The 24,716-nt window shown below is 38.8% G+C and carries 21 protein-coding genes and 1 pseudogene; 13 read left to right on the forward strand and 9 right to left on the reverse strand.

Annotated features, from left to right (window positions below; all coding sequences use genetic code 11):
* Positions 1-4: 4 nt before the first annotated feature.
* The 3 genes from B4Z90_RS21790 to B4Z90_RS21800 form a co-directional block, all read right to left on the reverse strand.
* The gene (locus tag B4Z90_RS21790; protein WP_286803256.1) at positions 5-3,214 is read right to left on the reverse strand and encodes a SusC/RagA family TonB-linked outer membrane protein; all 3,210 of its coding nucleotides are present in this window, start codon (positions 3,212-3,214) and stop codon (positions 5-7) included.
* Positions 3,215-3,439: 225 nt separating this feature from the next.
* Positions 3,440-4,624 (reverse strand): FecR family protein, encoded by a 1,185-nt coding sequence (locus B4Z90_RS21795; protein WP_115048158.1) that lies wholly within the window; start codon positions 4,622-4,624, stop codon positions 3,440-3,442.
* An 86-nt stretch (positions 4,625-4,710) separates the two neighbouring features.
* Complete coding sequence (locus B4Z90_RS21800) at positions 4,711-5,223, reverse strand: sigma-70 family RNA polymerase sigma factor (RefSeq protein ID WP_286803257.1); 513 nt, start codon at positions 5,221-5,223, stop codon at positions 4,711-4,713.
* A gap of 476 nt (positions 5,224-5,699) precedes the next feature.
* Between B4Z90_RS21800 and B4Z90_RS21805 the strand changes: the two genes are divergently transcribed.
* The 3 genes from B4Z90_RS21805 to B4Z90_RS21815 all read left to right on the forward strand — a co-directional run bounded on the left by B4Z90_RS21805 (position 5,700) and on the right by B4Z90_RS21815 (position 9,531).
* Positions 5,700-6,014, forward strand: coding sequence for a hypothetical protein (locus B4Z90_RS21805; protein ID WP_139145066.1), 315 nt, complete (start codon positions 5,700-5,702; stop codon positions 6,012-6,014).
* 66 nt (positions 6,015-6,080) lie between these two features.
* Positions 6,081-6,860 carry a GLPGLI family protein gene (locus B4Z90_RS21810; RefSeq protein WP_070568541.1) on the forward strand — a complete coding sequence of 260 codons (780 nt, stop codon included), beginning with the start codon at positions 6,081-6,083 and terminating at the stop codon, positions 6,858-6,860.
* Positions 6,841-9,531 carry a carboxypeptidase-like regulatory domain-containing protein gene (locus B4Z90_RS21815; protein ID WP_147282024.1) on the forward strand — a complete coding sequence of 897 codons (2,691 nt, stop codon included), beginning with the start codon at positions 6,841-6,843 and terminating at the stop codon, positions 9,529-9,531. Before B4Z90_RS21810 ends, B4Z90_RS21815 begins: the two co-directional genes overlap by 20 nt.
* Before the next feature lie 105 nt (positions 9,532-9,636).
* On the opposite strand, the gene B4Z90_RS21820 is transcribed toward B4Z90_RS21815, so the two are convergent.
* Positions 9,637-10,524, reverse strand: a complete 888-nt coding sequence (locus B4Z90_RS21820; protein ID WP_070568803.1) for an alpha/beta fold hydrolase — start codon at positions 10,522-10,524, stop codon at positions 9,637-9,639.
* A gap of 123 nt (positions 10,525-10,647) precedes the next feature.
* Between B4Z90_RS21820 and B4Z90_RS21825 the strand changes: the two genes are divergently transcribed.
* Positions 10,648-10,980, forward strand: a complete 333-nt coding sequence (locus B4Z90_RS21825; protein WP_115048163.1) for a MerR family transcriptional regulator — start codon at positions 10,648-10,650, stop codon at positions 10,978-10,980.
* A 602-nt stretch (positions 10,981-11,582) separates the two neighbouring features.
* On the opposite strand, the gene B4Z90_RS21830 is transcribed toward B4Z90_RS21825, so the two are convergent.
* From B4Z90_RS21830 to B4Z90_RS21840, 3 genes are all read right to left on the reverse strand, one after another.
* Positions 11,583-13,124 carry a protein adenylyltransferase SelO gene (locus B4Z90_RS21830; protein ID WP_070568529.1) on the reverse strand — a complete coding sequence of 514 codons (1,542 nt, stop codon included), beginning with the start codon at positions 13,122-13,124 and terminating at the stop codon, positions 11,583-11,585.
* A 170-nt stretch (positions 13,125-13,294) separates the two neighbouring features.
* On the reverse strand, positions 13,295-13,696 hold the full coding sequence (locus B4Z90_RS21835) for a luciferase family protein (RefSeq protein WP_139145064.1): 402 nt from the start codon (positions 13,694-13,696) through the stop codon (positions 13,295-13,297).
* Positions 13,697-13,711: 15 nt separating this feature from the next.
* A complete protein-coding gene (locus tag B4Z90_RS21840; RefSeq protein WP_115048167.1) occupies positions 13,712-14,638 on the reverse strand; it encodes a hypothetical protein in 927 nt (308 codons plus the stop codon).
* Between the two features lie 364 nt (positions 14,639-15,002).
* Here B4Z90_RS21840 and B4Z90_RS21845 point away from each other — a divergent pair, with 364 nt between their 5' ends.
* The 9 genes and pseudogenes from B4Z90_RS21845 to B4Z90_RS21880 all read left to right on the forward strand — a co-directional run bounded on the left by B4Z90_RS21845 (position 15,003) and on the right by B4Z90_RS21880 (position 22,539).
* Complete coding sequence (locus B4Z90_RS21845; RefSeq protein WP_115048169.1) at positions 15,003-16,043, forward strand: endonuclease/exonuclease/phosphatase family protein; 1,041 nt, start codon at positions 15,003-15,005, stop codon at positions 16,041-16,043.
* Positions 16,044-16,197: 154 nt separating this feature from the next.
* Positions 16,198-16,857 carry a SanA/YdcF family protein gene (locus tag B4Z90_RS21850; protein WP_201303515.1) on the forward strand — a complete coding sequence of 220 codons (660 nt, stop codon included), beginning with the start codon at positions 16,198-16,200 and terminating at the stop codon, positions 16,855-16,857.
* A gap of 153 nt (positions 16,858-17,010) precedes the next feature.
* Positions 17,011-18,561, forward strand: coding sequence for a serine hydrolase (locus B4Z90_RS21855; RefSeq protein ID WP_115048171.1), 1,551 nt, complete (start codon positions 17,011-17,013; stop codon positions 18,559-18,561).
* 195 nt (positions 18,562-18,756) lie between these two features.
* The gene (locus B4Z90_RS21860) at positions 18,757-19,197 is read left to right on the forward strand and encodes a hypothetical protein (RefSeq protein WP_115048173.1); all 441 of its coding nucleotides are present in this window, start codon (positions 18,757-18,759) and stop codon (positions 19,195-19,197) included.
* 579 nt (positions 19,198-19,776) lie between these two features.
* Complete coding sequence (locus B4Z90_RS21865; protein ID WP_115048174.1) at positions 19,777-20,790, forward strand: hypothetical protein; 1,014 nt, start codon at positions 19,777-19,779, stop codon at positions 20,788-20,790.
* A 52-nt stretch (positions 20,791-20,842) separates the two neighbouring features.
* Positions 20,843-21,019: pseudogene (locus tag B4Z90_RS25080) on the forward strand (histidine kinase); the annotation flags it as partial.
* Positions 21,011-21,385 (forward strand): ATP-binding protein, encoded by a 375-nt coding sequence (locus B4Z90_RS21870; protein ID WP_349676666.1) that lies wholly within the window; start codon positions 21,011-21,013, stop codon positions 21,383-21,385. The pseudogene B4Z90_RS25080 and the gene B4Z90_RS21870, both read left to right, overlap by 9 nt.
* Entirely contained in the window at positions 21,382-22,131 is a 750-nt protein-coding gene (locus B4Z90_RS21875) for a LytR/AlgR family response regulator transcription factor (RefSeq protein WP_070568500.1), read from the forward strand. Before B4Z90_RS21870 ends, B4Z90_RS21875 begins: the two co-directional genes overlap by 4 nt.
* 33 nt (positions 22,132-22,164) lie before the next feature.
* Entirely contained in the window at positions 22,165-22,539 is a 375-nt protein-coding gene (locus B4Z90_RS21880; RefSeq protein WP_070568498.1) for a hypothetical protein, read from the forward strand.
* A gap of 125 nt (positions 22,540-22,664) precedes the next feature.
* On the opposite strand, the gene B4Z90_RS21885 is transcribed toward B4Z90_RS21880, so the two are convergent.
* The gene (locus B4Z90_RS21885; RefSeq protein ID WP_070568495.1) at positions 22,665-23,648 is read right to left on the reverse strand and encodes a type I glyceraldehyde-3-phosphate dehydrogenase; all 984 of its coding nucleotides are present in this window, start codon (positions 23,646-23,648) and stop codon (positions 22,665-22,667) included.
* Between the two features lie 246 nt (positions 23,649-23,894).
* Positions 23,895-24,674 (reverse strand): AraC family transcriptional regulator, encoded by a 780-nt coding sequence (locus tag B4Z90_RS21890; protein ID WP_070568799.1) that lies wholly within the window; start codon positions 24,672-24,674, stop codon positions 23,895-23,897.
* Between the last annotated feature and the right edge of the window lie 42 nt (positions 24,675-24,716).

The raw sequence follows: 24,716 nt of genomic DNA on the forward strand, positions 1-24,716 counted from the left end.
AGTTTTAAAAAATACTCGCACTCAGTCCAACACTGTAGGTTGCCATACGTGGATAATTTCCGTTCCCATCATTTGTTCCAGGACTATCGACATCAATACGTTCGGGGTCAAGACCTTCCCATTTCGTGAACGTGAATACATCCTGCGCATTAACATATATTCTAAAATTTTTGATGCTTTTGCCGATTTTAGGAAATGTATAACCAAGCTGAAGAGACTTGATACGGAAAAAGGCAGCATTGCTAAGCCAAACATCACTAAGTAGGGTATTGGGGCTTGGCCCCGTCCAAAGACGTGGAAAACGGCTATTCGGATTGTCGGGGCTCCAATGGTTTGCTACATATTCGACACGCGGTGCGCCGAGATCGTTACTGTTTCCATCAACATACACCGGATAGGCCTCTTGTCCGATCAAGCGGCCCGTGCGCTTTCCGATCCCCTGACCCAATGCTGAGAAATCCCAGCCTTTATAGCGAAAGTCCAGATTTATAGCATAGTTATAATGGGGAAGAGGGTCTGCCAGATAGCTGCGGTCCTCATCGTTGATTATACCATCCTGATTTTTATCCACGTAGCGGATGTCGCCAGGTTTTGAATTTGGCATTTTAGCGGGCGTTGCGTCAACTTCCGCCTGCGTTTGGAAATAGCCATCAGACTGGAAGCCATAATAATTGTTGATTGGGACACCTTTGTACCAGATTCGGTTATTATCGCCTTTAAAGATCAATCTATCGTTTTCATTGTAGCCCGCTTTGAGCATTCGGTTGCGGTTATCAAAAATCATTCCACCAATCGTATACGAAAAATCGTCCTTTTTGTCGGACCAGCTTGCTGACAGCTCCCAACCGTTATTTTCCACGGCACCGATGTTGACCGCAGATTCCAGACTATTTGATCCCGTGAGCGGAGGGACGGCAAATTGGTCATAAATAAGATCGTATGAATTTTTATGATAAAGCTCTGCCGTAAAGGATAGTCTATTTTTAAATGCATTGACGTCTAGGCCCAGGTTCCATTGCTTCTGTTTCTCCCAGGAGAAATTTGGATTGGGAACACGTATTGTCCAGCCCCAGGTATTAACAGATTCCTGCCAGAGGTATGGCGCTACATTTTCGTTTCCGATAAGTCCATAGGAAGCTCGTATCTTAATGTTATTAACTGTTCCCGATTCGAGAATAGGTTTAAAAAAATGTTCGTTATGTAAGTTCCAGGCGAAAACTCCCGAGGGAAAAAATCCCCAACGATGACCGGGGGCAAACTTGCTACTCCCGTCTGAACGTCCAGTCAACTCTAAAATATAGCGGTTGTTAAAGGAATAATTTAATTTACCGAAAAAAGAAGCTTTGCTGATTTCTCTAAAATCGGTGAAGGTGTAATTCATGACTTCTGAACCTGCGGTTAGATAGATCTTGTCTTTGTGCTGGCGGAGCTCTTTGTTAAAGTTAATCAGCATCCGAGCGGTGAGCTGGCTTTCACTAACACCTTGCGAGGCATTGACATCATTTCCCCAAATTGCTGCCGGAGCACCATTTTCATCAAAGAACTTATAGGTCAACCTTTTTTGTTTATTGGCCGATTTGTTAATCATGTAGGAGACATTTCCCTCAATATTGAAATTGCTGTTGATGTTATATTTGGGACGTAAGTTGATGGTACTACGATCGTACATATTGTTTTTTGTGCCACCGTGTTTTATTGAAGCAATTGGGTTGATGTTATTATGCAGGATATAGTGTTCGGGGAGGTCAGAATCATAAAAAATTTGTTGCGTTGGGTTCAGGCGCCAGGCCTGTTTATAAAGACCGTGCCCATCATCGTTTGCCAAAAGACGATCTACCTGTAGACGGTGCGCATAGAAATCGGCCATTAATACAAATTTATCGGCAATGTTGATATTTGTATTGAAACGTGCCGAAAACTTTTGAGTACCTTCAATCTTATTGAGGCCATTTTCTTTTATATGGCCAAGCATTAAATTAAAAGTACCAACCCCACCACCGCCAGATATACTTGCGTTATTATTCATTGCTGTCGACGTTCGTTCCATGACTTGATCGAGCCAATTGACTTCTTTTAATTCTCCGGAAGCATATTTGTTGATTGTTTCTTCGGGGTAGATCGCAGATTGTCCCTGTTGGATTAAGGTTTCGTTCCGCAATTTCATAAAATCAACGGCTCCGACAAATTTTGGAAGATCAATGGGTTTATTGACTGCAAACCAGTTGTTGGTAACGACTTTAAACTGTCCTGTCTGTCCGCGTTCTGTTTCGATGATGATAACGCCATTTGCGCCACGGGAACCATACATAGAAGCGGAGGCGGCATCTTTTAAGACGGTAATGCTTTTAACCTGATTCGGGTCAATATCATGTATGCTCTGTTCCATACCGTCTACGATGACCAAAGGATCTGCATTTTGTAAGGTACTGATTCCGCGAATAGAGATGGTGCCCGGAACACTTCCTGGCATACTGTTTCCGCGCATCATTGTGACTCCTGGAATCGTTCCTGAAAAAGCATCCTGCATTTTAAAAATTGGACGATTTTTTATTTTCTCCATATCCATTTGTGATACGGAAGATGCAACGTGCTTTTTGTCTACTTCGGAGAAGCCGACGACCACCACTTCATCAAGCCCCACTTCATCTGCATCCATAATAACATTTAGCTCCGATTTATTGTTAATCGGGATTTCAAGCTGTTTGAATCCGACTGCACTAAAAATCAGGGTTCCTTTTTTGCCATCGGGCAGTGTCAGTTGGAACTCTCCTTTCGTATTTGACGAAGTTCCTGTATTGGAACCTTTTAGCAGGATGCTGACAGCAGACAATAGATTTCCCTTGGTATCATGTACTTTTCCTTTTATGACTTGTTGCTGCAGATTGGATATGCCGGAGGTACTTTGTTCTGGCAAAGAAATATCTTCATTTTTACGCTTGATAACAACAGTACCACGATGTAACATGTAATAGAAAGCGCTGCTTTTGAAAATTTTATCTAAAGCCTTATCGAGTGATACATCTGTGATTTCAACCGTTGCTTTTTCGTTTTTTAGTAATCCTTCTTTAAAGATAAAATGTATACCAGTCTGTTTGGTAATGCTTTCCAGGACAGTCTCAATCTTGGTATTTTGGGCATGTAAAGTTATCTGAGCGGAGCTTGAAGCGTAGGCGCCCATCATGGATGTCGCCAATAAGATTCCTGTCAGTTTCATTTTTAATAAATGGTTCAGAGTTTTCCCTTTGTCAACGGGACATAAGGTCCCTTTTGAATAAAATAAATTATTCATAAATTGGTATAGAATTAATGGTTTATGATCAGTGTTAATTCAATTTTGATGCAGGAGTATTTGCCGTACTTCTGCATTTTTATCATCTTAATTTAGGTTTTTCGCTTTTTTACATACAAAGTCCTCCTCAATAAGTTTATCTGTTTATAATTAGTATCTGTTTACAATTAGTTTATCATTGTCAATGGTCAATTTATAACCTGTCAAATCTTTTAGTACATTACAAAGTTCCGCCAGCGTTACATCTCTTTTCATGCTACCTTCATACCGTTCATTATTTAATGGGATCTTACAATCGACCTGAATTCCGTACCAACGGCTTAATTCATCAAGTATCTGTTGCATATCTTTATTTTTAAAATAGAAATATCCGTCTTTGAAGGCTGTGGCTTCAGCCTTACTGGCTAATGGAAAAGTCTTTAGCTTTTTATCGACAATCTCCGTTTCGCTGCCAGCATTCATATAGATTTCGTTTTCATAGTTGCTAACTTTAAGTTTTCCTTCTGTCAATGATACTCTCGTATTTGCATGATAGGAATTTACATTGAAAGCTGTTCCGATCGCCTGTATATTGATATGATTTGTTTCAACAATAAAGGGCCTATGTGCATCTTTTGCAACTTCAAAATAGGCTTCACCTTTTAGTGTCACTCTTCGCTCTTTTTTATCAAAATTTGCTTTATAGCTGAGCTCAGAGGCAGCATTTACCCACACTTTAGTCCCATCGCTAAGGGTTAATACCATGGTAGATCGTTTAGGAACTATTAAAGTATTTTTTAGGTTTTCTGCTAAGCTAGCGGGGTATATAAGCCGTCCTTCTTTTAATTCGATACCTTGCGCAAAATATTGGATTGCCTTTTTTTCGGTTAATCGTATTTCTTCTTTGCCCTCAATTTTTAAAACGGCACCTGCTCCTCCTGGAAGAACATCATTTTTATGTCCGTATATCTTGTCCGGAATTAAATAGTTTATAGGGTTTTCTGGCTGTTGTCTTTGCCATAACAGCGTTAGGACAAGTAATAGGGCGGCAGCAATCCCAATAGCCTTGTACCATGGTTTATTTAAGAAGAGATACTTCTTTCTTGATTGTAAAATCGTTTCCTTCGCCGTAAATTTACGTTGTGTGATGAGCCATTCTTGTTTTACATCAGTACTGCGAAGATCAAAAGGAACATATATGTCGGTCTGTGATAACCGACGAGATAAGCTATCCCTTGCGCTTGGATATTTTTGTAAGAGATTTTTTAATTGGTTTTCTTTGTCGGATGGTAACTCACCATCCTTCAAAAGAAGAGCAATCAGTTCTGCTAATAGTATTTTGTCGGTTTCTATCATAATTCAGAAGCTAAATAACTTGAACGGTTGAAATGGGTGATCCGTTTATGGAAATAAGTGGAGGTTTAGTTATAAGGTGCTGATTGTTAGAGTGTAAAAAATGTAAGAAGTAGGCTTAGAAATTTTCTTTTAAGCAGGTTTATCGCACGCATCCGTTGTGTTTTAACCGTGTTTACTGAAACATTGAGTTCCTGTGCGACCTCGTCATACTTCATTCCGTCCAGATAGATTAAACGGCAGATTCGTTGACAACCTTCGGGCAATTCATTGAGTTCCCGATGTAGAGCTCCAATCAGTTCGGCGTTTATTAAATTATCCAGGATATCATTGTCATCCGGTTGGTCAGGGTTAAATTGGCTCCGTACACGATCAAATACCACATTTCTCCGTTTGATATTCATCGCTATATTTTTTACAGCGCTATAAAGGAAGCTCTTAATGACGGGCTCTCTCTTTTGCAGTAAGTCCTGTCTACCCATTAGAACGATAAATGCGTCCTGCACGATGTCTTTTGCAATTTCTTCGGAACCAACCCATGGAAATGCAAATACACTGAGTTGCAGAAAATATTTGTTAAAATAATATTCTGTGGATAACATTTCGTTTGCTTTTTTTTAAAATATAAATTTCAAAAGTGAAATAAAGAAAAATATTAGAGATTTTATGTAGGTAAAACGTCTTAAAATTTTGAAGCTTTATAAAGCTACTATTAAATGCTGTTTTTAGTGATAGTTTACTGTAATTTAATATAAATATGATATAACAGAAGGTTTTCTGTGTGAACATCTTGGTTTTTCGGAATCTTTCATATGTTGTTTCTATCGATTTTTTTTCAGATAGGCTACTTTACAGTAAGGCTTTGTACGTTTTTATCTCATAGCGATTTTCCCCATAATTTTAGTTATTCAGTGAACAAGCCCATTGCGAATAGTAACGGATCAGCTACGAATTCTAAGTGACCATTTACAAATATTTAATCATCATTTAAATAATTAAATGTGTCTTTATTTTTACCGTCATATACAAGGGTATGCCATCAAATCATACCATGGTTTAACAAGTAAATTTAAAAACAATGAAAAGATTAATGATGAGTTTGGTAGCAGTGGTTATGCTATCATCTGTTGCTTCGGCTAAGACAGCGACAACACCGGTCAACGGAAATGCATCTATGAAAACAACTTCCCAGCGCCTGGCCAACAATACGCTCCGGGTAACCGAGGAAACCACGGAAACGAATGCAGCCTTTGTACGCTGTAATTTTAAGGTAAGCATATATAGCAGCGACGGCGTTTTGCTAGGCAGCGCAGTCTATACAGATTATGCTTCTTCAGCTGGCGGTTGTGCGGGTTTCTTTGCTGCAATGCATGACTGGGTTGCAAACAACTAACTTTTTATTCATTATCACAAAAAACAAAAGCGGGGCTTTGACCCCGTCTTTCTAAACTAAATTATCATGTGTAAATATTATATATTCTTTTTATTTCTGTTCCTTTCCAGATTATCTTCTGCACAGCGGCTTCATGCCGCATATGAATACATTCCATCGGCAATGGCTACTTTTAAAGAAGCGGTCTATTATGATGGAACAGTGAAGATTGCTGTTCGTGATTCGATGCCAATTCGTAAGCAAGAGCTTAACAAAGATGCCGACGATGAAGAAGTAGCATCTTCATTTTCGATAACAATCGGTTCTGGCAAGAGGTATAACAGGGTCGTGATCCATCAAAATAAGACTGACCAACAGTTAGAAACCCGTTCCATTCAAGGTGTTAACTATTTGGTGACGGACAAATTTCCGGCGCTGGTCTGGAATACGGATTACACCGATGTGGATACATTGGGCAAACATGTATGCCATAAGGCAACGGCCTCTTATCGAGGGACTACGTTGGTAGCTTATTATACGAATGATATTCCCGTGCCTGTTGGACCATCAAAATTTGGCGGCTTGCCAGGCCTTATCGTGATGCTCTATAACGAAAGTGCTAATCCGAACTATTGGTACTTGAAGGAGGTAAATTATCCCTATACTGGCGATATTCCCGTAAATGATAAATATATTCAGTCTTTACCCAAATTGAGCCTGGAAGAGTTTGTCAAGAAAGACGACCAATTCAATGAAGAGCAAATGCGCATTATGTACAGCAAAATGCCAATGATGGAAGGCGTAAGCGTTGAGAAGCAAAAAGTTAGGGGCAGTGTAGAGCAAGTGTATGAATGGGAACATCAATAAGCGGATAGCGGTCTTACTCAGCTTTTGTCTGTTGTGTATGGCCGTATATGGACAAGTTGCTATTCATGGAAGCGTCAGTACTGAAGGAAAACCTTTAGGAGGGGTGCGTATTGATTTACGGCGTGATGGCGATAACAAAATGCTGGCTTATACGTTTAGCGACGGTCAGGGGAAATATCATGTGCAAACGGCCCAAAGTGGATCATTTACGTTGCTATTCAAGGCGCTGAGCTTTAAGTCTGTTTCCCTTTCCATCACACCAATGCAGGTTGATACGCTAATTGATGTGCAGTTATCAGCTGGGGGAGTGGAACAATTGCAGGAAGTGATTGTCCACTCCAAAGGGGCTTATCGTCGGGGCAGAGATACCATTGAGCTTGCTGTGAAATCCTTTTTGCAGGGCGACGAGCGTACGGTAGAAGATCTACTTCGAAAGATCCCAGGTATTCAGGTGGGTACCGACGGCAGTATCAAAATAGGTAATAAAGAAGTGGAAAAAGTGATGGTGGAAGGGGATGATTTTTTCGAAAAGGGCTACCGCTTGCTGACGCAAAGCATGTCTGTTCGTCCCTTGGAAAAAATTCAGATATTGCAGCGGTATTCCAATAATAAGCAGCTGAAAGGTATCGAAAATTCGGACAAGATTGCACTAAATCTGCAACTTAAGGAGGAAAGTAGGGCACAGTGGCTTGGCTCTGTTGATGCGCAGGTGGTTCCCATAGGCCCCAAATATTCTCAGGCGAGTGCTAACCTGATGAATTTTGGGAAGAAGAACAAATATTATCTCTTGGGTGCTGCTAACAATAACGGAGTGGATGCCGTAAGCAGCATCAACCACCTCATTCAGTCTGGTTCTCCAGATGAACCAGGTCAGATTGGTGTGGGGGTAACAACACCCACTTTGATAGATAATACACCAAATCTGCCTGGTTTTGATTATAAAAGAACCAATTTCAATAACGACAAGTTGTTGTCATTGAATACCATTTTAAATCCGACCCCACAGTTAAAAATCAAATGGCTGGGTTTTGCAAATCCTACTAAAAAATCATTTTACCGAAATACCGTGCAGAACTATCATTTGGAGGATATCCAATTTACCAACACCGAAGATTATCAGTTTACCAGAAACATCGATAACTACTTCACGAAATTGGAGCTGCAGTTGGAGCCCAATAAGCGTACATTGTTGAGCTATTCAGGTACACTAGGTTCTTTGAGGAAAAATGATTTGGGCGCATTATTGTTCAATGGTGTACAAAGTGAGGAACTGACCAAAAGCAAGGGGTATTTGACCAACCACAATCTGAGTTATAGCTACAAATTTTCGGAGCGGGATGTACTGGTCAGCTCACTACGTTGGATAAACCAGCAATCGCCAGTAGATTACAGTATCGATCAATATTATTATAAAGACTTGTTTGGGGGGGAAGATATCCGTGCGGTAAAACAACATATTGAAAATAATCTACAGTATTTGGGTGCCACTACGCATTATGTAAGCCGGAAAAAAAATGGTGACTTCTTTGAGTTGGCTTTCAATATGGCCTATCAGCAGCAACAGCTTAATACCGAATTAGATTTGCTGTCAAATCCAGATGAGTTAGGGGGAAAAGCAGTCTCTCCCTCGGGATTTTCTAATGCGATGGACTTAAACGTATTCCAGACAAACTTTACTTCCAAGTACACTTTTAAACGAAATAAATGGGAATTAACACCTCGTTTGCAGGTAGGTCTCGTACAGAATAGGTTAACAGATTTTGGGAAAACCATGCCTAAAAATAACCTCTTGCTTTCGCCTGGATTATCGGGGAAATGGGTTATCCACCCAAAAGGGCGCCTGGAAACCGACCTCTATTTTCAGCAACAGAATACCTCGCTTACCGAGCTCATTCCCCATTATTATACGACAGGAGTTCGAAACTTTATTCGAGGAATGGATAAGCTAGCGACGCTAAGCAGTTCTGGTGGCACGCTGATGTATACCTATGGCAGTATGACAGATCGTTTTTTTGCGAACCTCTCGGTCGGACATCAGATTTTGTTTGATTATGTGGGTACAGAAAGCAGTTTAGACCCCAATTTTAGCCTTGTGCAACAGGTATTGCTCAAAAACAAAAAGAGCAGCAATTATAAGGCGGATCTTAATTACTACCTGAAGGCTGTAGGAGGAAATTTTCGTTTGGACTTAGGTGCAAATACAGCAGATTACGAAACATTGGTGGTGGGCGTGGGCAATCGTCGCATCCATACAGATACATACGATTATGGACTATCGTTTAGAAGTGCATGGAAATCCAGGTTGAATATTTACACAGGTTACGCCCTGCAGTCGGTCACTTATCGCTCAGATAGCAAAACTACACTACATAATAGCCGCGGGTTTCTGAATGTATTTTTGAATATGGGAAAAAACATACAGTGTAATCTAAAGAATGAATCCTATCGCTTTGGCAGTTTCCTTGGCCAGGATTCTAAGACCTATTATTTCTCGGATTTCTCCTTAGCTTATGAACTGCGGCAGCATAGGACAAGATTTACCATGACAGCAAAAAATATTTTCAATACTCGCTTTTTCAGAAATGCTGAATTGACAGACCTTTATAATACCAGCACCGAATATAAGCTTTTGCCTGGTTATATCAGTTTTGGGGTAGATTATAGCTTTTAAGTTTTTATTTTGAAACTAGGACAGTACTATCCCCAAAGCTGAAAATCCTACGCGGATAGCCAACACAATCGTTGCTGGTTGATTACAAGTTGATTTCGTCTGAAATTAGATCGTCAATAAAAACTCTTTGATCAATTCGGCAGTTTCGATAGGTTTTTCGGCAAGAATAAAATGGCCACAGTTTTCAATTTTTTTAAGTGTTAGATTACAGGTGATTTCCGGTAAAGAATGATGCAATAGGTCATAACCACTCGCACCAATCGCTAGGACTGGCATTTCTAATTTATCATAGCTCCCGTAATCTTTAATATCTTGTGGAAAGGCCTGATACCATGCATTGGAACTACGAATGGCATCCTGGTTGTCATACGCTTTACTATACACCGATATATCAAATTGGCTTATGCTATCTTTATTAATCAGCAGGTTGTCGAATAACCAAGAGATGACGATTGACATGCGTCCCTCAAGCAACTTTTCTGGCAATTCTTTGACTTGGTTGAAAGCTAGCCACCAGGGATATAAATAACTGCTCCCTAAAATAGGTAACATCGGAAGCTGATACATGCTTGGGTCTGGATGTGGTGTATCCAGCAGTATCAATTTGCTTGTTGCTTGTGGATAATTACAAGCAAAACTAAAAGCGACATGTGCACCGATATCATGACCTGCAATACAAACGCTGTCGAAGCCTAAATGCTTGACTAATTCGTAGATATCCTTGGCCATGTTCTTTTTATCGTAACCATTTTCCGGTTTATCCGAGCTACCCATCCCTCTAATTTCAACAACAAATACTTGGTTGTCTTCTGCTAATATTGGCATGACATGATGGTAAGCCCACCATGTTTCTGGATAACCCGGAATAAGAATTATGGGGTCTCCTTTGCCCCCTTGAACATAATGGATTGAAAGGCCATTTATTACAATAAAATTGTTTGTGAAGCCGGGTACAAGTTTAATAAGTTCTTTGTCGGAATATCCTATTTTCATGATAAAAGATAATTGATAGTTACCATTGATTTTCAATAGACAAATTTAAACTGTATTTTTACAACCCACAAGTATGAAGTATACTATATACTTTTATTATTTTTTTAAACTATTGATTATCAAGTGAAATTAATTAGTCAACTAGCGAAGGAAGCGAACATGCCTATTGGAACTATACGCTTTTATGAAAAGAGCGGACTCATTTCTGGCATGACAAAAAAGGATGTAACTTCCAACAAGTACGTGTATTATGACGATGAAGTAACCGAAAAACTGAGGTTCATAAAGATGGCGAAAGCTGTAGGCTTTACCTTAGCTGAAATTAAACAGGTTATTGATGCATGGTATCAAAAAGAGCTGACTCAGGCAAGTAAAATGGAAGTGCTTGATCTTAAATTGCAACAGATAGACACTAAGATAAAGGAACTTAAGCTAATGAAAAAACAAATTGTATGATGTAAAAGCAATATCGAAAATGGTTTAAGTCGATAACCTATAAAAAACTTTGCGAAAAAGAAAATGATGAAGGAATACAGCATTGCTATTGGACTGTCAATCGTATTGTGTCTAATTGCCTTTTTTATTAGAGATCGGTTTTTGGTGTTTTTTACCACCGAAATAATAGGTGAAAGCCCTTTGCTTAATAATAGTTGGCGCCTACCCGGTCAGGTTTTGCCTGCACTGATTTTTATTTTCTCTTTTGGGATTCTTCCTTTTCTGTATCTGTCAGTCAAAAATTATTGTAAAATATCTTCGGTAAGAAATCAATTGTTTACTATACTATTGATCTGTACGTCAGGATCTATATTTTGTGGAATACGCGTGATTTATTTAAAATTTAAAGTTGCTCAGATACGTGACCTATTAAAAAGGGCCGAGTTTTCTTCGGATAGTGATATACCTAGTGTTAGTTTTCAGGATATGCACCTGGAGTCTTATCTCTTGGCAGGTTTACTTGTTGGCTGGCTATTGTGTATGATTATTTTTAGAAAATCTACATATCCTAAACTTTAGCTTTTAAACCCACCCTGAATGTTTAACGAACGGGGCATTTCATACTACGAACTGCATGAAAGTGTAGAACATCCTGCGGTGTCGTCATAGCTTGAAGGACGCTTGACGGAAAATTCCGGAAATAATTCCTGGTAAGGATTTTCTAATGCTTGCGTTAGCTTCATTAACAGTGCTGTTTTTCCGGCACTAATTTCTTCAATACATTGGTAAAGAAGATAGTTCCGCAATATAAATTTGGGGTTTGTTTTTTTCATTAATTCCACGGACTCAGCTTTTGAAATAGCATTTGAATTCAGACGGGATCGATAGTTTTCCATGAAGTCTTTCAGTCTGCTGAGCTTTTCTTCATTTAAAGCGCCGTAAGCTACCGGGCTGAAATGTTCCTGTAAATCAGTTTCTGGTGTTGTTTTCTCCAGTTGATTGAAGAATAAGGTATGATCCAATGCGAGGTCCTGCATTAAGCTCTGCCAGTTATTAAAAAACACCTCATCCTCTTCTTTTAGTTCATCAAATCCGAATTTTTTGCAGAGCATTCTGTCATGAGTTTCCCAAAAATAAACGCCAAAATTATTTAGGGTGTTTTCAAGAAACTTTTCATCGTTGATGATGGGCTGGAGGGTATTTGCGAGTTTCCATAGATTCCATTGGGCAATCTGTGCCTGCTTTCCAAATGCATATCTTCTTCCCGGTAGATCCGTAGTATTCGGGGTGAAATTTAAATTATATTCATCCAGCATTGAATAGGGACCATAATCGATCGTTAGGCCTAAGATGGACATGTTGTCTGTATTCATTACCCCATGTACAAAACCTACTCTGAACCATTCTACCATTAAGTCTGCTGTGCGGATACATACATTCTCAAAAAAATCTTTGTATTTCTGCTGATCGGATGAAACAATTTCAGGGAAGTAATTTTCAATTGTAAAATCAAGCAGATCCTGTAATAACGTATGTTCACCCTGAGCAAACATCAGTTCAAAATGCCCAAAGCGAAGGAAGCTTTCGGCAGTTCTGATCACTACGGCTCCTTTTTCGTATTGTGGATTGCCGTTATACATGATATCCCGAAGAACATCTTCTCCTGTAAAGGCCAGGCTTAAGGCCCTGGTGGTAGGTATGCCTAAGTGATACATGGCTTCACTCATAAGGTATTCACGTACAGAAGACCGCAATACGGCTCTTCCGTCTGCACGCCTTGAATAGGGTGTTGCACCGGCTCCTTTCCATTGTATTTCGGTCTTCTTACCAGCAGCATTAGTAATTTCTCCCGCCAGAATGGCCCTGCCGTCGCCCAGTTGCCCGGCCCAATTACCAAATTGATGTCCGGCATAAGCTGTAGCGTAGGTCTGAATATTGTCGGGTAGGTGAGAGCCTACCAGAAAGTTAAGATCCTTTTCTTCAAATTTACCCAGCCCTATTTCCTCAGCAAGAGCTTCGTTAAAAGCAATCCGTTGAGGCTGTTCAAACCCTGCAGGTTCAATCGTAGCAAATAGCACTTTTGGCGTGCCTCGCTGTGTAGGGTTATTGGAAAAATCTCCAGGGAATTTTTTGAGGAAAGGTTGTTTGATCTGTTCAATATTCATACAGCAAAGATATTAAATCTAAAAGATAAAGACCTTCCTTTTTTATACCTAGATGGTGTCTTAATAATGAGTACATAGATAGCCAAAATAAAGAGCCGATAGCTAATTATTGCAGTGAATGAACATTTTATGAAGACAAAGCCTGTCTAAAAGAATATAGCCTGCTGTTTTTATCTAGCACGATCGTAAGCCTTTTTCAAGAGATAACAGGCATAGGCAACATCTTGCTTATTGTGAAGATAAAAACTGATCCAGCCTGAATTTTTAAACACATGGTGGTCCTTAATTTTTCCCTCCATCATCAATGATTTTTTTAGCTCTTTATTTAATAAAATGTCCACTAAACCATTGCTATGGACATGTGCAAATTCCTTTCCCAAATAATTGAACGCAGTCCCACCATATTTATGTATCCCAATCGTCGTCCCGGGCATTCCTTTTACATTTTCTTCCAGGTCATCGATCCAATTTAGCAGTTCAGGCTTGGCAATGAACATCCAAAATCTCATGAGACTATCAAATAGAATGGCTAATAAGGGGATATCCTTTAAAAAGCCAACTCTTTTTACCACAAAAGAAAACATAGATTATCGCTCGCTTAAAAGTTTAATATGCTCCATGACTCGGAAATGGACATTCCTAGTGATACTTTCTGCCCAAAGATCATAGTACCAGGTTGGGAAAACATGGAGATTATACCAACTGTTCCCAATAAGAGTAGTGGTACCATTTCCATTATCTTTCAATATAAATTGACCTCTTTTGATATCGATATGTCCCATGATTTCAGGGTCTTTGGGTTGATCAATGATATCAAAAATTAAGTTTTCATTGACGTCAAATTTTACAATCTTCTCATCGAAAATATACCCGTTGCTAAAAATACATTTTCGGTTTGCGCCCAGTTTATGTTCACTTACCGTTGTAGCCATGGGGCTCGGCATTCCTATACTAAAAAGCCAATAGTTTTCCTTCTGAGATATGGGATCGAAGGCGACCACGTGTTGCCATACTTGCGTTGGACTCGCATGAATTAAGATCTCATCGGAGACCATATTTTCATGATGGTGATCAGTCAGGGAGTCGACAATAAAAATTCCAAGTAAGAGGCTAACAATGCTTATATTCAATTTTTGATTACTCTTTTTAAACATTGACCTTCCAATAAAGGCACCTGCGATAACAAAGCCAAAGATAAGAGGTGAAACAATTAAGAGGCAAATAATGCCCTCACCTAGGAATATAAAGCTGAGTAAGATAGCCATAAGGCCACCCAAGATAGAACATGCGGTTATTTGTTTACCTCTCATGTCAGTATCTTTCCAACACCAAGCCATGATAATACCCATCAACAGTGGAATAATCACAAACTCAGAAAAAACAAGTACCCCTGCATCCTTGGGCAGCAATGAAGATTGCATACCAATAATTAGAAATGCAAAAATGTTGGCGATTAGAATTCCTTGAACTGTTTTAGAACTTCGTACTTTATAAAACGTTTGTTTCAAACTCATGATACTTGATTTTTATGTTCATAAACCGGTTGTGCTAAAACTTTGTGTGGCTAAGGTATTAAATAATTCGCTATTTAATAAATCGTGGAATGCTGATTAATATGATGCTATTCAATTGAAGCTGATCAAAATGTTACAAATACAAAAATGCCGTTGCGTTGGATGTATCCTACTGCTGAATTCGATACAAATCGCGAAAAAGTTGATGAAGCAAGTCAACGACAATGTGTTGGAGTTGATAATGTGGATAAAATTATTTGGTTATTACAGAAATAAGTAAGAAACTCGCTCATATGATAATGGTAGAAACCGCTCTCGGCAAGAACGTTGCGGTAATACTTTCCAGTAGAAATAGACAACTCCAATGAAATTAAGAAAGATGATATTGCTTTTAGTGATAGCCCTTTTGGGGCATACACTCTTCGCTCAGGCAAAAAATGAGGTAAAAGTACTGCAGATCAACATTTGGCAGGAGGGGACTGTTGTGCCCAATGGGTTTCCTGCGATTGCAGACGAAATTATTGCCAAGCATGCAGATGTCGTTCTCTTTAGTGAAGTCCGCAATTACAAGGGAACAGATTTTATTCAGCGTATACTAATGGAACTCAAATCTAAAGGGGCTATCTATTTTGGCCAGTCCAGTGATGCAAAACTGGATGTCGGTTTTATTTCCAAATATCCGATCGAATCACAGCATGCGCTTTATGAAAAAGATAGTACCATGGGCGGTGTTTTAAAAAGTAAGATCAAGATTGGAAAGCGTTCTTTTGTATGCTATTCTTTACACTTGGACTACACAAATTACGCATGCTACTCGCCGCGTGGTTACGATGGTTTGACCTGGGAGAAGTTAGATCGTCCTGTTTCAGATGTAGGTACCATTATTGAGGCTAATCGGAAAAGCAAACGTGATGAAGCTATCCAAGATATCCTGAGCGACGTAGAAAAAGAGGATCAATCACAATCGTTTATTATTGCAGGTGATTTTAATGAGCCTTCACATTTGGATTGGACATTGGCTACAAGAGATCTTTTCGACCATCGTGGGGCAGTGGTTCCTTGGGACTGTTCGGTTTTATTAGAAAAAGCCGGATTTATAGATAGTTTCCGTCAATTATATCCCAACCCGGTCAGTCATCCTGGTTTTACCTATCCTGCTTTTAACAAGGATGTTCCCATTGGGAAATTGGCATGGGCACCCACAGCGGATGATCGAGATCGGATCGATTATGTTTATTACCGCAGCAAAAAACCGTTGAAACCAGTAAAAGCTAACATTGTCGGTCCTGTAGAAACCGTAAAGTATGGACAGAAGCAGGAAAAAGATAGTGAAGATAACTTCCTGCTGCCCGAAGGCGTGTGGCCAACCGATCATAAAGCGATGTTGGTTATGTTTAAATTCTAGAGCATTAATAGCCAAATGAAATATACCGAAAAGACTGTAAGTGCCTACGAATGATAATTTATCTGCAGCGAATTATAATTGGTTCGATTTTCAATTGGTTGTACTATTAAATTTGTGTTTAAAATGATAAGTTTATCATGAACAAATCAAGCTAATGAAAAAGATTAAAAGGTTCGTTTTAGTGGTTGTCGTTCTATGCGTAGTAGCCCTGGTTGTTGTGGTGATAACCAATAGCAATGTAACGGCTAAAACAGATTCGGTGATTTTCACTGAACTTAAGGATGTGCCAAGAACCAAGGTAGCCATCATTTTTGGCGCTGGCATCAATGGTGATCAGCCAAGTAGGTATCTGAAAGATAGACTCGATGCCGGGATTTCGTTGTACAAAAACCACAAAGTGGATAAAATATTGTTGTCGGGAGACAACGGAAGAGACGAGTACGATGAGCTTAGCGTAATGAAGTTGTACTGTCAGAAAAATGGCATCGATACCGCTAAAATTTACATTGACTATGCTGGGTTCGATAGCTACTCGACCATGTACCGGGCAAAATATATATTTAATGTTGATACGGCAATTTTGGTATCTCAAAAATATCATCTAAATAGATGTGTTTATCTGGGTGATAAATTAGGCATAAAATCATTCGGTTATAGTGCCGATCGAGGAGTTTACCCTGGATATAAATATTATGCATTTAGAGAAAAACTATCGGTAACGAAAGCGGTTTTGGATGTAATGAGAAATAGAAAACCAAAGTATTTAGGTAAGCAGGTGGATGTAAACGGAAAGTCGAATTATACGAAAGAATAATTTAGGAGATTTTACGGATTGATAGACCAATTATTATCGTAAAATTCAGCAACCTCCTAAGAACAACCAGGAATAAAAAAATTAAAGGCAATGTCTCCAGTAGTTTGCGGGAATCATGTTGAATAAGTATTTTCGTATATATTCCAATTTGATATGAAATTCCTTTTAACCTTTATTTTTTGTTCCTGGTTTTCTTTTTCACTATTTTCTCAGGTTGGGAAAGTAGGTGGGCAGAAAGATCAATTTAAAGCAATTGATTCTGTTCTCGGCCAAGTTTTAAAAGATCATCATGTGGCGGGTTTTGCCGTTGCTGTTGTAAAAGGCGATAAAATAATTTATAATAAGGGATTTGGCTATCGTGATTTCGCGAATAAAAAACCTGTTACACCGAATACGCTTTTTGCAATCGGTTCGAGCTCCAAAGCTTTTACCGCTTCATTGTTAGGTTTGTTGAGAGCGGATGGCAAACTGACATTTGAGGACAGAGCGGTATCTTTACTGCCTGCGTTACGGTTTTACAATGATGAGATGGATAATCAAATCGTGGTTAAAGACCTAATGGCGCATAGGACAGGCTTGTCCCGCTATGATTTATCTTGGTTTCTGTTCAATAGTAAAAATAGAGATAGTCTGATTTCACGGGTCAGATTTATGAAACCCAGTTCAGGCCTGCGCATGAAATGGTTCTATAATAACTTTATGTACCTTGCTCAAGGAATGATTGTGGAGCGATTGAGTGGTAAGACATGGGAACAAAATATACAGGAAAAGTTTTTTACCCCTCTACAAATGACCCGTTCTAACACCAATCTCTTAGCCTTCCAACGGGATAGCGATGCATCTTTGCCTTATACACTTTCCAAAGATAACACGATAAAACTAATTGATTATTATAATATTAGTGGCATGGGGCCGGCAGGAAGCATAAATAGCAGTGCTAATGACATGTCTAATTGGCTCAAGGTTTGGCTCAACCGAGGTTATTTCAATGGGAAAGAAATACTCCCTGCAAATTACATAAAGGAGGCTGCGAGCTCCCAAATGGTGATGGATGCCGCTTTACCGGACAAACACAAAGATGTTTTCCTTTCCAATTATGGATTAGGCTGGATGATTGGCTCCTATAGAGGACATTATCAAGTAGAACATGGTGGAAATATTAACGGATTTTCTGCGAATGTGGCATTTTTTCCAACAGATACACTCGGAATTGTCGTATTAACCAATCAAAACGTATCTAAAGTTCCTACGGTGGTCAGAAATTCTATAGCGGATATACTTCTTGGTTTGAATCCAATCGACTGGAATGGTGAAAAAAAGGCTGAAATCGATTCGCTGCGTCATGTTAAAAAAGAAGAAGAAAAGTTGCCCATTCCAGCGACGAACCCTTCCCATTCCTTAAAACAGTACACTGGTTCTTTTGAGAATCCTGCATATGGAATTATTGAGGTAAGGCTTAAGGATAACAAGCTATACAGTGAACTCGGTTATGAGAAGGTTGTCCTTATCCACCGACATTATGATGTTTTTGACCCACGGTCTGTCGATAAAGATGGCGCAGCGGATCCTGAACCAAGTAATCTTCTCTTTAACTTCTTTAGCGATGTGGACGGTCAGATTCAAGGTATAGGAATTCTGTTGGACGGTAGTGAAAAACCGGTTATGTTTGATCGTAAACCCAGTCCTGTTACTGCATCCCAGTAACCGACCAATCGTATGGAGCAATAACATGAAAAGGAGGTGCCCCGACGGCACTCCTAAGCCAGCTGCCACAGAAAAGATTAGCTGTCAAATTGTATTTGAACATACGAAAGCAGAAGATTGGGAGAATTTAAAAATGGGGACTTTAATGAATCTTAAGTATTTGAGATTTAATCCCTGATAATTTATAGACGCATTATGAGATATTCACCTGTAAAAATAATACTAATTGAGGTCGTACTTTTGATGGGGTGTAATTTCGATAGGGAAAAACAGTATTTTCTGGAATTCAGAGAAGAAAAGACAATAGCATCCATGCCCAATGATATTTATTTCAACGATCAAAAAATAGGAACGGTGGATCGGGTATTATTAAAATCAAAGGTTCCAACTTTCAAGGTGAACTTATCTGATCCAATACCTATACATTCAACTATTGAATTAACTGAAATGGATCTGCTTGGTAATCACAGATTATTATTGAAAAAGAGTAGTGCTGAAAGAATATATCATCATAATGACACCATTACAGGTTTTTTAAAATACATTAAACAAAAAAACATAGATCCAAAACTGCGGGATAGTATTTATAAATCAATTCGCGAGGGGAAGGGGATCCTTCAATTTGATACTGAGTAGTTTCCCCCCCTTTGAATATTTAAGCTTTTATACCTATTTTTATTACTTGTATAAGGCGCTTATCTCCGTGATATCTCAGTAACCCAAGTGAAAAAATCAGATCTTATTGTAACCTAAATGACTTCTTTACCGAAGCTCTTATTGATTGGAAAATTCTTCTTATGGAGGGGAGGTCTTTATGATTATGTCCAGAACAGCATAGGCGCTCCGAATATAAAGGTAACCGAGTTAAATACTCGCAAAATCTAGCAGGATTGCTTTCGTCAAGTTATGGCTACTACGAATCAAGACAGGTACGTCTGAGCTTCAACTAATAGGTTCATTTATGGCGCGAATAAGGATCAACGTAATCGCAAAGCGACTCTCGAAAGCGAATGCGGTCGGATACAATAAGATAGAGTCCGGCTATGTCGACTTTGTGTTTATACCTTTCTATATAAGAGCGTAATTGTGATGAGCGCTCAAATGATTAAATCCTGATCCTGGCGTATAGTTTACCAAGTGAGCGGAGAGCAATACTGTTTTTGCATTTTTTTAAAATTAATAATTATAGAGTTTTGTAAGTATAAACGGCAGATCATGAAAAAAAACACGTTTTTACTAATCGCTATATTCTTTTGGATACCCATTGTTGCTCAGGTTAGCAGCAAGGGCGAACAATATTCAATAGACAAAAAGGTAGAATATTATTTAGGGAGTATAGATATTGCAGGAATAAGCATCGGTGCCTCCTTCGATAGCCTAAGTAAAATTAGGAGCTATGCAAACAGGTTTCCCAACATAAGCAACCAAGCGCTGACTTATATCAATAATGGAAATAGGGTACAATTCAAAATTCGTACTAAACTACTTTCAGGCATAAAGAACTATCGCTTTGCTGTTGTCGATGATTTAAAAAATACGTTGTTATCCGGACGCTTAGAGGACCTGACCTTTAACAAACACGGCTTATTTGGTTATATAGCAGAATTGCCAATAACGGAGATCCGAAATAAGACCATTTCTGTAACCTTATATAACGAAAAAGATCCTTCAGAACAGGGAAGCGTGATTATATATAACACAGCGATCCCAAAAACTGATATTATCTTTCTTGGAAGGGAGCTAATTGATAGATCAAATCGATCTGCGGTTGAAATGAAAACAGATGCGTCGAAAATTATCTTGGACAATGATGTTACAGGTCTGAAGGTTGCAGTTAGAAAAAATGATTACAGTTCCATTTACTCGTTATTGGTAAAAGAAAAGGAAACTGGCAACATTGTATTTAAAAGTAATTCTTGGAATTACAGTTTTTACACTGTAGATGGAATAGAGCAACCGAATATTTCAATAGGTCGGGAGAATTTCAAAAATTCTGGAGAATATGAAATCATTATTCGACCACAATTAGAGAATATGACGGAGCAAGAGATGGAATCGTCTAGTTTTAGACAAAATGTCAAAATACAAATTGATAGAACTTTCTCTATGCAAGATATGATCATGTGGTCTCTATCATTAATTATTATCTTTAGCATTATAAGCTTTCTTCTAATTTATGTACTGCGTAGAAGAAATAGAAAAAAAAATCCGAGAAGAGAGTTTAAATAAAAAAATATCGGAAACTAAACTGATCTCGATTCAGGCGTAACTCAATCCTCATTTTCTTTTCAATTCGCTCGCTAGCATTCAGAGTTTTATAAATAACAATGATGTGGACAATGCAAATAGGTATTTAAGCAAATTTGCCCGTCTCACCCGAAATGTGCTGGATAGTGAATCGGTAAATACACTCACGGATGAGCGCAATCTTTTAACCGATTATCTTCAGATGGAACAGCTACGATTTGGTTTTGAATATGCGATTGATGTTAGCGATCTTGATCCTAATAACATCGAAATACCAACAATGCTCCTACAACCATTGGTTGAAAATGCCATAAAACATGGGATATCAGAATTGAAGGAACGTGGAAAGGTTAGCTTATATTTTGAGAGGAAGGAGAGTGATATGGTAATAACTATATTTGATAATGGTCGAGGGTATGATATAGCACATACACCATTCGGATTAGGAATCAGGTTAACCAATGAGCGTATACAGCTTTGGAATGAATTGCATCCAGAGACAAATATTTTCATAGATACAGAATCTAAAAGTACGGGGACATGCGTATCTTTAATTTTTAAAAACTGGTTATTATGATACGTGCTATTTTAGTGGACGATGAAATTTCAAATACCAAAAATTTAAAGGCGCTATTGGCTAAGTATTGTCCACATGTTGAAGTTGTGGCAATCGCAAATACGATTACTGAAGCAGCGAGCTTAATTAAAAATAATAGACCCAATTTGGTATTTCTTGATATAGAAATGGGGAGTCAGACAGGTTTTGACCTGCTTAAGGATTTTGAAACAATAGACTTTCAGGTCATTTTTGTTACAGCATACAACCAATATGGTATACAAGCCATAAAACATGCGGCATTAGATTATCTTCTAAAACCCATTGATATAGACGAGCTCAAATTGGCCGTTGAAAAGGCTTGCAAAAAAGTAAGTACAATAGTGCAGAATCCCGGGGTAGAATTTCTGATTCAGCAGTTGACATCGAAACAGAGGGTGCCTCAGAAGATAGCTCTTGCTTTTCAAAACGAAACTCGATACTTACTCATTAGCGATATTATACGTTGCGAAGCAGACGATACATATACCGTTTTTCACTTACTAAATGAAGAGAAAATAATTTCTTCAAAACCGTTAAGAGAATACAGCGAAATACTAATTCCACACAACTTTATTCGAACACACCAAAGTCACCTTATAAACCCTTTTTATATCCAAAGTTGGCTTAAGGAAGACGGCGGGACTTTACTATTGGCAAACCGTGAGAAAATACCAGTATCTAAACCAAACCGTGAGCGCGTAAAAAACGCTTTGGCACAATTGTAAAACAACTTGGACCTGCAAAAATGGGAAACGGGTATGCATGAATTACGCTCAGTATACGACAGTTTACCCCCGAATGAAAAAGCAAGTTGTCTTATTTGGGGCAAACATTACTCGCAGGAGGGTGCAGTCGAACTGATGAAGAGTACATATGGGCTTCCGAACGCCTTTTGTTATCACGGTAGCTTCTATAACTGGGCACCGACAGGCCGGATGCCCCAAACGGTGATTGCCATTTGTTATAACGATACCGGTGACAATTTCTTTTGTCCTTTTTTCGAAAAAGTTGTTCCTGTGCGAAAATTATATAGTCCCTATGCAAGTAGCGAAGATTGGGTGCTGCAAACGATCTATCGCTGTAAAAAACCTAAGCAGGACTTTAACAAAATGAAAGATTTGTTTAAAAGTTGAATATTTGAATACTCATGCTGCTTACTTTATTTGACTGGGCTGCAAGAAGTATAAAATTGTATTAAGAAGGGGCTATCTAACCTTTAGATAACGCCTCGCACGTTAAGTTCTTCGTTGCTACCGCACTAAATCGATTGAATTTGTCTGATCATTTGGTTGGTAAATCCCCATTCATTGTCATACCAAGCCATCACTTTCACCAGGTCGCCATCGACAACTCGAGTCATTTCTAGATCTACTGTCGCTGCAAATGGACTTTTGATAATATCGGTAGATACCAAGGGCTCGTCGGTTACCGTTAGCACCTTTTTATAGCGATCAGTTTTTGACTCTTCGATCAAAATTTGGTTGATCTCTTCGATTGTGGTGGACCTTTCTGCAATAAACGTAATATCGGAGATGGATCCTACTGGAACAGGTACCCTAACAGCTATACCGTCAAACTTTCCGGCGTATTGCGGAAGTGCTTTTGTCGTCGCTATTGCAGCCCCCGTGGCCGCGGGGGCAAGGTTAATGCCTGCAGCCCGTCCCATACGCGGTTCTTTTTTTGATGGAGCGTCGACCAATGCCTGTGAAGCTGTATAACCGTGTGTGGTATTTAGTATGGCCTTTTTTATTCCCAGTCTCCTGCCTAATATTTCGATTACTGGACTTATATTGTTGGTGGTACAACTTGCGCATGAAAAAACAGACACCCTGCCATCTTCGGTATTTACTCCATGGACCACTGTCGGCGTATCTTTAGTAGGACCAGAAATGACGACAAATTTTGCTCCAGAAGTCAAGTGTTTTTCAGCGTCCGGTTTGTTTGTGAAAATACCCGTACTCTCTATAACGATATCCGCTTGGATATCTTTCCAAGGTAACTTTTCAATCTCCCTGATACTTGTATATTTAACCACCTTTCCATCGACCACAATTGTATCTCCTTCGATACGCACATCTTTTTCATATTTCCCATAGTTACTATCGTATTTAAGCAGATATGCGGCGTTTTCAATACTCATCAGATCATTAATTCCAACGACCTCAAGATCGGCAGTTTCTGTTATTATTTTTAAGGCAGCGCGTCCGATGCGACCAAATCCATTAATTGCTATCTTTTTCATCCTATTCCTTTTAAATCTGTTTATATTATTTCTTTTGTTTTTATATATAGACTAAGTTCTTTTATTTTTCGAAAAAAAAGATTGACATGGATCAAGAATTTCGCTTAACTAAAGTTACTCCATTAGTTTTCAGGGATTAGGGGGCGAATGCAGTTGATATGGGCCTATCGGTATTGAACTATGACAGAGTTCTGACCATAATGCGCAGATCAAAGCGAGTACAGGCGGACTGTAAAGTTTTATTCCTTACTTCATTTTAAACTCCGTAGGTCTCATGTTTGTAAGCAGATAAAAGTTATTGCTAAAAGCCGCTATATTTGAATAGCCAATATCATACGCAATCTCGGTCATATTCAAATCTGTATCGTTGATTAATTCCATTGCCTTAATAATCCGTAGCATTTTTAAATACTGAACAAATGTAATGTGCAGTTTGGTTTGGAATAATCTGGTCAAACTACGAACACTCATTCCCGATTGCTGAGCAATAAAAGCTAAGCTTAGATTTTCATTTAGTCGATTTCTAAAACTCTCAATTATGGTATTTAGCCTTTGATCGTCAGTTGTAGGAAGTTGTATGGAGAATTTTTTGAGATTTTCTTTTGATAATACACCTTTAAGCGTGATTAAAAATTCAAACTCCCACGAACCTTTGTAATAATTACCTTGCCACTTCTCACTAAAAGAAAGCATCTCTGCCAGCAGCTTACTCACCGGATAAATCCCCAACTCCTCATAAAAATTACCAACACTTTCCTCCGGAAAATAAATATTGATAATAGACAGGTCCTGGGTGTTGAACATCAGGTTGTGCCGATAATTTTTTGGTATCCAGATATAATGATTTGAGGGAATATAGAAATCCTTTTCGTCAGTCTGCAGGTAAGCAATCCCGCCATAAACCAATAACAACTGAGCCTTCTTGTGCTGGTGGGCAGGCAAACGTTGTTCTGTCTGCTGTCGCATCACCAGGATAGAATCAGGATTTTGATCAACAATATGTATGATTTGGCTCAGAATTTCCATATGGCCAAATTTAACAAATATTAGGCTAATTATATAAAATGA

Source organism: Sphingobacterium sp. UBA5639, assembly GCF_002421245.1.
Classification (GTDB): domain Bacteria; phylum Bacteroidota; class Bacteroidia; order Sphingobacteriales; family Sphingobacteriaceae; genus Sphingobacterium; species Sphingobacterium multivorum.